Origin of the sequence: Nocardia sp. NPDC005746, assembly GCF_040630785.1 — a bacterium.
Lineage (GTDB): Bacteria > Actinomycetota > Actinomycetes > Mycobacteriales > Mycobacteriaceae > Nocardia.
Genome location: NZ_JBEXYE010000041.1, coordinates 1 through 7,916, shown reverse-complemented (window position 1 = coordinate 7,916; position 7,916 = coordinate 1). Strand labels below are relative to the sequence as shown.

Sequence of the window (7,916 nt, the reverse complement as noted above, 5' to 3'; positions counted from 1 at the left end):
CACCTCCACCGGCAGCATCACCGCTCACCGGCCGAGGATCAACCCGCCACCCCGGACAACGGTTCCAGCATCAACCTTCCCGGACACGGCACTAGGTCGGCGACGGGAGGATCGGCGTACCCGTCGGATGAGGATCACATCGTTCTTCGAATGCCGGATTCGATTGGGCGGCCGTGAATTCCAGTCCCTAGCCTGTGGGCGGATCATGTACACCGCAGGTCGGCTTGCTGGTGCACGAGGGTCACGATCTCGATCCGAAGCCGCTGCTCCGGCTTCTCGGCGGGCGCGGTCAGCGGGCCGGGTCGGTCGGGGTAGTCATCCGTCGCGGGTGCGAGATCGATTCGGGCGGAGGAGAATGCGGCTCCAAGGGTGCGTTGGACGTGGGGAAGGGTCTGCCGAAACACCAATGGCCTGCTCCGCCAATACCTTCCCCGACACCTCGCCCTGCGCACCTACAGCCAAGCCGACCTCGACACCATCGCCGACGAACTCAACGGACGCCCTCGACAAACCCTCGGATTCCGCACACCATCAGAAGCACTCGAACAAGTGTCGCGATGACCGCCTGAAACCCGCCGCATACCGCGCTGACCGAATCGGCCGGCGCGAGCAGCGGAAGATCAACTGGCCGTCCCGATCCGAGGTCGGCGTAACGTCCGCTTCTGCCGAATGTCGGGTCGTTGTTAGGACACTCCGTACGGCTTCGCCGATGTGGGTACCGATTGAACGTCGATGTTGCTGTTCGAGTCGGGCGATGTAATCGACCGGAAGCAAGGGGTGACGGATGGCCCGAGCCGAATCGGCGAGATTAGATGGAGCGCATGGACAAATATGAATGGGCCGAGGCGCATCGCAGCGCTATCGACCTGCTGGAGACTCTGTACAACGGGCGAGCCAGGGTAGTGGCCGATTGGGGGAATCTCGATCACCGGTTTCTGATCGAGGAGGGGCTCGCGGTGGCCGACGGAGATTATCTGGTGTGGACCGAACAGGGCTATCAGTGTCTGATGAATCTGTGGCGCTGATACTCGCGCCGAAGTGGTCAGGGAACCCACGGCAAGAACGAGTTTGGGCTGTACTCAGCTGAGTACGCTCATGCCGCTACCCGCGCGGTCCGGGGCCACGGTGGTGGATCCCGCCGCCAGCCGGAACCCGTTACGCCGCAGAACTTCCGCTACTGCCGAGTTGCGTGCGGTTGAGACAGGCGCCGCCAGTACAGATTCCATGAGAATCATGCTGGAGAATCGGGCAAGTGAGTAGATTCGCTGAGGTCATCGTTCTTGCCCGAGATGCCGAGCAAGTCATGCACCACTTGACCGTTCGCGACGACGAGCGTGAATGGCATCAATGCTTCACCCCTGTCGGCGATGCGATGTTTGAGGGCACCAACCGTGCAACAGACGAGTGCTACGCCTGGGTGATCCAGTTTCGCCGCCACAACTGGGCTGGCCTCTTGGCGCACCTGGAGTCTCTTCACTGGCCTGATCCGCACTCGGTCCAAGTCCTCGTCCACGACGAAGAAGACAGTTGCTTCGGCCTGTGGATGATCTACGACGGCAAGCTCACCGAGGTTCCGCTGCCCCGGACACGGCGCATGGAATTCCGTTCCTCGGTCACCGGTGTCCTCCTGCGGACGGACAACGAGGACTAACAGCGCACCACGTAGGGGAATGTCCTGTCATGCCGCATACCGCGCTGACCGAACCGGCCAGCGAGTCTCGAAAGATCAACGATCAGTACGCGTTCGGTGGCCGAAGCGCAAGTCCCAATCACTGTTGGGGCGGCGTCCTCAGTGACGGGTAGAAGTCGATTTCGTCCCAGTCGTCATCGAAGGCTTCGAGGATTCACTCGTACCAGCGCGTCGCACGCCAGTCTCTGGCACTACTGCGGTCTCGGAACCGGTGGCGGAGCTCGTCTTCGAGCCAGTCCCATCGGAAGCGGTGGGCAAAGTAGCGAACGAGCTCGGCGCCGACACGGGCCTCCCCGGAATCGAGCACCCACAACACGGCGGCCCGGATCTCGGAGGGATCGGCTGTCGTCATCATCGGAACCATCGCTGCCAAGACAGGATCGGCAGCGGGTGACCCAGCTGACGGTCGCCTGTCGAACTGGTTCTCGAGATCAGCACACATTTCCGAGAACCATTCGGACACAGACTTGTTGAGCGGCGAAGCGAGGAGGCCATCGTCTTTGCCCAACCACGTAGCAGATCGGGTTCGCTGACTTTTTCGTAGTAGCGAGGACAGGATTCGAACCTGCGACCTGTGTCAGGACTCCGCAGCGGCGTCGGACGGCTCGGCCTCGGTCTCCGGCTGCCGGTGCGCGGCCAGGAACTCGTCGACGATGCGAACGTGGTCGTTGTGGGTGGTGCGGGCGGCTCCGACCAGCCGACCGTAGGCGATCGGGCCGACCAGTTGCGCGACCACCGCGGCCACGTTGTCCGTACCGATCGCCGCACGGCCGTCCTCGGTCGCGAACAACTCTTCGAACGGCTGGCGGTAGTGGTAGTTCAACGCCAGCCGGAACATGTCAGCTTTGCTCAGCTGCGCGCTCAAATCGACCGGGGTGCCGGCGGCGAGCCAGGTCAGGGCCACCTTGCGCACCGGTGCGGCATGGATGACCTCGGCCTGGCGATCGAGCAGCTCGATCAGCCGGTCGCGCACCGGCCCCGCGCCGGGTGCGGTCGCCACAGGCACCAGGGCGCGGTGCAGCGCGGCTGTTCCCGCCATGACCCCCTTGCCGAGGTACTGGTACATGGAGTTCTTGGCGGCCTTCTTCCGCTCGCCGTACACGTAGATCGCCAGCGGCTTCAATCCACCCGATTTGACCAGCGTCACCACCGCGCGCAACTGATCGGCCCGTGTCATCGGCGCCTGCGGGGTCTCCGCCTGGCGGGTGTCTTCGGTGGTCTCGGTGGTCATCGGGGTCCTTTCGTCCACAACCCGCCGCCGCGACTGCTCCGGCAGGAAATCCATCACCGATCTTACGTACGATCGTTTCACACGCTTCGGCATGCCAGCGGGGGTCCGATCTCCCGCTACCGCTCAAATGGAATTGGAAGCGAGCCCGACTAGCGCATCAGGAGGACGTTCCACGTGTCCAGACACCAACGCCTGGAACGTCTTCATGGTCCATCGCGGCGGCAACGAGAGCTAGCCAGCCTTGATCTGCTGCACACCACACACCGCCCCTCGCCTACCACTTGCGTGCGGGTCGGAGGGAAAACCCGGCCGAACCGCCCCTCGGGCAGCCACATCCAGACTATCAATCCGATCTGCCTGATTGCTGCCGTCAGCCGCCAAGACTCCGAGGCAGCCGGATACCGCGCCCTGCAACAAACCAATCCGGCTGTAGTCCATCGCCAGAATCTCCAACTGCCTCTCCCTATATCGGAACGCCGGAACGCACGCTATTGCCGCATACCGAGCTGACCGAACCGGCCGGCGCTGGGCGACGCCAGCCGGAACCTGGTGCACCACACACCATCAGAAGCGCTCGAAGACGTGTTGCGATGACCGCGAGCCCGCACCGCATACCGCGCGTCTGTTCGGGCGGTTCGCCGGGATCGCGGCATCGTGAAGGATGGCTCCCTCTCCCGACATCGATGTCACCTTCGCCGCTGACGAACTCGTGCTCCGGCTGGCCGCCCTCGCCTACCTCGCCCGCTTCTCCGCGGTCTCACGCATCCACGCCAAATCCGATCTGCGCCTGTACTTCTACTGGTGCACCGACCAGCACCTCACCCCACTCGCGGCCGCCCGCACCGAGGTCGAACGGTGCACGCGGTGGATGCAGGTGGTCCGCCGCTTCAAACCCGCCACCGTCGCCCGCCGCCTGGCCGTCGTCGCAGGCTTCTACCGCACCTGCGTTATCGACGGCGTCCTGGACCGCTCACCCGCCGAGTATGTCCGCCGGCCGCGGGTATCGAACGAGCCACCGACACTGGGACTTTCACACCCGCAATTCGAGGCACCGCTGTGCGCCGCCCGCGACTCGGACAACCCGCCGGACTTCGCCCTGGTCGCCATGCTCGGGCTGCTGGGCCTGCGGTACTGCCCTCCGGTGAGACCGCAGTACTACGGAGGCCGGTCGATGAGAAGACAACACCGGACAACGCGTGGGGTCCAGGAAGGCCACAAGCGGCTCGGCGCCGGCTGTACCGAATCCGCCTTCCGTGTGGCGATCGGGTCGTGAATCGCGACGCCCCGAAGGCGCGGAGAAGCTGTCTCATGTCCTTACGCCGTCACCGATGCTGATTGCGTTGTCTGGACACACATCAGGGCTACGCCTGGCGAAATACGCCGCGGTCTCGGCCGACTCCCACGGCAGGCGACGGCCCCGGGGCCACGCGCCGTGCCGCCGTCTGCGGTAGCACCAAGGCGGTAACCTCCATGCGCATCGTGGAGGTTATCGCGTTGCGCCACATGGAAATCCGGGGACACGGGCACATCAGAGATCGGGCGCATTCCATCGGTGCCGGCTTCCTCGTTGCGCCCGGCGGCTGCGGCGGCAGAACGCTCGGCCGGTGCTATTGCGTCGTCTTGCGCATCGGCAAACCAAGCTTGGTGGCCAGCGCCTCCAGCAGTTCGACCTGCTGCTCGGGGTCCGAGGGCAGCAGGTGGATCGCGATGTGCATCTCGTCGGCACCGACGGCTGCGGCACGGTCGAGGTCGCTCAGCGCGGTGTCGCTGAAAGCGCTGGGAGACGGGTGCTGGTCGCGTCGGCCAGGGAGCGTATTCACGATTACGGTGCCTGTGCCGCCGGCCTCTCGGTACCAGCGGACGTTTCTCCGGGTGTCGTCCCAGTCGACCGCGGTGGTGATGAAGCCGTCCGCGATGCGGGCTGCCCGTTCGATCGTGTGACGGGTGATCGCGCCGATGAACAGGGGCATTTTGCCCGCGTACGGCTTCGGACCGACCATGGACAACGGGATCTGGTAGTACTCGCCGTCGAACTCGACGGGGTCGGGCGCCCAGCACGCCCGCATCGCGGCGATGTGCTCGACGAACCCGGCGCCTCTGCGGCTGGCCGGCACCCCCGCCGCGATGAACTCCTCGGGGATGTAGAACGGTGGCAGTCGCGTACCGCCGCCTTGACCGACCCCGACATCCAACCGGCCGCCAGACAGCCGGTCGAGCGTGGCCAGTCGACGGGCCAGGTTGATCGGCGAGTGAAAGATCGAGTTCACGATGTCGGTGCACATGCGGATCCGCTGGGTGTGGGCGGCCGCCCAGCTCAACACCTCCAGTGAGTCCCAGACATGGGACTCGGGCAGGCCCGCGTCGTTGTTCCAGTGGGGTCCGGCGGGGATCAGGAGCCGGTCGCTGGCGGACACGGAGTGAAAACCGAGCCGTTCGGTCGCCTGGGCCACTGCGACGATGGCGTCCGGGCCGGCGTGCGGGCCGACGTACGGCAAGCTGACGCCGATGCGTGGAAGATTCATTCTTATACTCCGTTGTTGACCGTTGGTGCGGAACGCTCAGGCGAGGCGGCCCTTCGGGTCTTGGTCGGAGCGGGCAGCAGAATTTTGCGGTCCGGCACCGCAAGAATGCGTTACCGGCTCCGACTTGATGGTGAACGGTGCCTCGACGGCGCCGCCCGACCATCGAAGGAGACAACGTGAAGTTCTTGTTGATCATGCACAACAACCCGCAGATCTGGGAGGCGCTGACTGATGAGGAGCGCCAGAAGGTGATGAGCGGCCACGGCGCGTTCATCGAGACCGTTACCAAGTCAGGGGAGATGATCAGCACCGCGGTACTGGCCGACCCGTCGCAGAGCGCTGTGGTCAGGGTCCGGGGCGGCGTTCCCGCGGTGACCGACGGGCCCTATCTCGAGGCCAAGGAGTACCTCGGAGGGTATTACATGGTGGAGTGCGACAGCAGGGAGCGTGCGCTGGAGCTGGCCGCGCTCATCCCGGACGCCGGTGTCGAGGGCCTCGGCATCGAGGTGCGGCAGATCGTCTTCGAAGACACAGTCGACCGCTGAGCACGCCGTGAAGTTCCTGCTGAATCTCTATCCGAGCGCTGCGGCCTTATCGGGGGAAGCATTCGATCCCGAGCAGTTGCTGGCCGCGACCGGGCATGCGGGGGAACTGATCGACGGTTACCTACTCGCTGATCCGTCCATCAGCGCCGTAGTACGGGTTTTGGATGGCGCGGTGATCGTGACCGAGGGCCCGTACCTGCAGACCCCGGATCATGTCGCCGGACAGTTCTTGGTCGATTGCGAAAGCCGCGAGCGCGCTGTGGAATTGGCGGCCCTGCTACCCAGCGATCAGATCGGTGCCGTGGAGGTGCGCCCGTTGATGGACTCGGCCGGGATGGAGATGTGAGCACGTCCGCATGTCTCGAGGACCTGCTGCGCGAGCTGGCGCCGCAGGTCCTCGGGGTGCTGCTACGCCGCTACGGCGGGTTCGAGGAATGCGAGGACGCGGTCCAGGAGGCGTTGCTCGCCGCGGCGATGCAGTGGCCCGACGGAGGTATTCCGGAGAACCCGCGCTCCTGGCTGATCACCGTCGCCGCCCGCCGTCTGGTCGATCAGGTGCGCAGCGAGCAGGCACGCCGCCGCAGGGAAGCCGCCGCCGCGCAGGAGACACCGGAGGCCGACCTTTCGCCGCCGCCGGGCGACGACAGCCCCGGCGACCAGGACGACACGCTCGCACTGTTGTTCCTGTGCTGCCTTCCGGCGCTGACCCCCGCCTCTCAGGTCGCACTGACACTGCGGGCCGTCGGCGGGCTCACCACAGCCGAGGTGGCCCGAGCCTTTCTCGTGCCGGAGGCCACCATGGCGCCGCGGATCAGCCGCGCCAAGCAACGGATAAAGGCAGCCGGAGCGTCGTTCGCGATGCCGGGTCCCCAAGAATGGGCCGAACGGCTGGGCGCTGTCCTGCACGTGCTCTACCTGATCTTCAACGAGGGCTACACCGCCAGTTCCGGACCGGATCTGCATCGCGCTGAACTCACTTCGGAGGCGATCCGCCTTACCCGCATGCTGCACAGGTCCTTGCCGGACGACGGTGAAGTCGCCGGAATCCTGGCGCTGATGCTGCTGACCGACGCCCGCCGCGCGGCCCGCACCGACCCGGACGGTGCCCTCATTCCGCTGGCCGAGCAGGACCGGAACCGGTGGGACGCCGCATTGATCGAAGAGGGCACAGCACTGGTGACCGCCGCCATGTCCTCCTCACCTCTAGGCCCTTACCAACTCCAGGCAGCGATCGCCACGCTGCACGTCCACGCACCGCGGGCCGCGGATACCGACTGGGAACAGATCCGGATCCTTTACGAAATCCTGAGCCGGATCGCGCCGAATCCTATGGTCACGCTGAATTACGCGGTAGCAGTTGCGATGACCCACGGCCCCCACGCCGGACTCGAACTGCTGGAAGGACTGGACACCGACCCTCGGATCGCCCGGCACCACCGCCTCTACGCCGTTCGCGCCCACTTACAGGAGCTGGCAGGCGAGTTCGCCGCCGCTCGGGCCAACTACAGTCTGGCAGCCCAGCGCACCACCAGTCTTCCCGAGCAGCGCTACCTCCGAGACAAGGCGGCCCGGCCCGACCGATAGCGGCCACCATACGAAGCTCTCGCTCACAACCCGGTTGTCCGAAGACGCTCGTTTGCCAACGACCATCAGACCGTTCGAATACGTCAGGCCATGAGTCTCTGACACCCCGCGCAGCGAGTTCCGTTGCAGTAAACGCACTATTCTGCCGCATCCCGCGCTGACCGAACCGGCCACCACGAGACTCTGGCGAGCGGATCCCGGTGCGGTGCAGAACGTCCGCTACTGACGATTTCAGTGCAGCTCAGAGGGCCTCCGGTAACTGCGACAGGCCGATCGGTGATACTGGCGCGATGCCTGGTGATACCTGCCCCGACTGCGGTCATGTGCTTGACGAGCACGATCGG

Annotated in this window: 9 protein-coding genes and 1 pseudogene; 7 read left to right on the top strand and 3 right to left on the bottom strand. The window is 65.3% G+C overall.

The genetic code is table 11. The annotated features are described in order from the left end of the window. Positions 1-399: 399 nt before the first annotated feature. From ABZ412_RS35710 to ABZ412_RS35700, 3 genes and pseudogenes are all read left to right on the top strand, one after another. Positions 400-561, top strand: a pseudogene (locus tag ABZ412_RS35710) (IS30 family transposase); the annotation flags it as partial. Positions 562-812: 251 nt separating this feature from the next. Then, the gene (locus ABZ412_RS35705; protein WP_357289706.1) at positions 813-1,025 is read left to right on the top strand and encodes a hypothetical protein; all 213 of its coding nucleotides are present in this window, start codon (positions 813-815) and stop codon (positions 1,023-1,025) included. 227 nt (positions 1,026-1,252) lie between these two features. After that, positions 1,253-1,651 carry a hypothetical protein gene (locus tag ABZ412_RS35700; protein WP_357289703.1) on the top strand — a complete coding sequence of 133 codons (399 nt, stop codon included), beginning with the start codon at positions 1,253-1,255 and terminating at the stop codon, positions 1,649-1,651. Between the two features lie 193 nt (positions 1,652-1,844). Here ABZ412_RS35700 and ABZ412_RS35695 read toward each other — a convergent pair whose 3' ends face one another. Further along, positions 1,845-2,198 (bottom strand): hypothetical protein, encoded by a 354-nt coding sequence (locus ABZ412_RS35695; protein ID WP_357289700.1) that lies wholly within the window; start codon positions 2,196-2,198, stop codon positions 1,845-1,847. 69 nt (positions 2,199-2,267) lie between these two features. Continuing rightward, a complete protein-coding gene (locus ABZ412_RS35690) occupies positions 2,268-3,014 on the bottom strand; it encodes a hypothetical protein (RefSeq protein WP_357289697.1) in 747 nt (248 codons plus the stop codon). 568 nt (positions 3,015-3,582) lie between these two features. On the opposite strand from ABZ412_RS35690, the gene ABZ412_RS35685 reads away from it, so the two are divergent. Continuing rightward, positions 3,583-4,194, top strand: coding sequence for a hypothetical protein (locus ABZ412_RS35685; protein ID WP_357289695.1), 612 nt, complete (start codon positions 3,583-3,585; stop codon positions 4,192-4,194). Between the two features lie 334 nt (positions 4,195-4,528). On the opposite strand, the gene ABZ412_RS35680 is transcribed toward ABZ412_RS35685, so the two are convergent. Then, complete coding sequence (locus ABZ412_RS35680) at positions 4,529-5,443, bottom strand: TIGR03619 family F420-dependent LLM class oxidoreductase (protein ID WP_357289692.1); 915 nt, start codon at positions 5,441-5,443, stop codon at positions 4,529-4,531. 176 nt (positions 5,444-5,619) lie between these two features. Between ABZ412_RS35680 and ABZ412_RS35675 the strand changes: the two genes are divergently transcribed. From ABZ412_RS35675 to ABZ412_RS35665, 3 genes are read left to right on the top strand one after another with little or no spacing between them, the layout of a single operon-like run. Further along, positions 5,620-5,988: a YciI family protein gene (locus tag ABZ412_RS35675; protein ID WP_357289689.1), complete on the top strand. Its 369-nt coding sequence runs from the start codon at positions 5,620-5,622 to the stop codon at positions 5,986-5,988. 7 nt (positions 5,989-5,995) lie between these two features. Continuing rightward, positions 5,996-6,334: a YciI family protein gene (locus ABZ412_RS35670; RefSeq protein ID WP_357289686.1), complete on the top strand. Its 339-nt coding sequence runs from the start codon at positions 5,996-5,998 to the stop codon at positions 6,332-6,334. Further along, positions 6,331-7,572, top strand: a complete 1,242-nt coding sequence (locus ABZ412_RS35665) for a sigma-70 family RNA polymerase sigma factor (RefSeq protein ID WP_357289683.1) — start codon at positions 6,331-6,333, stop codon at positions 7,570-7,572. The genes ABZ412_RS35670 and ABZ412_RS35665 overlap by 4 nt, the downstream gene beginning before the upstream one ends. Positions 7,573-7,916 lie beyond the last annotated feature (344 nt).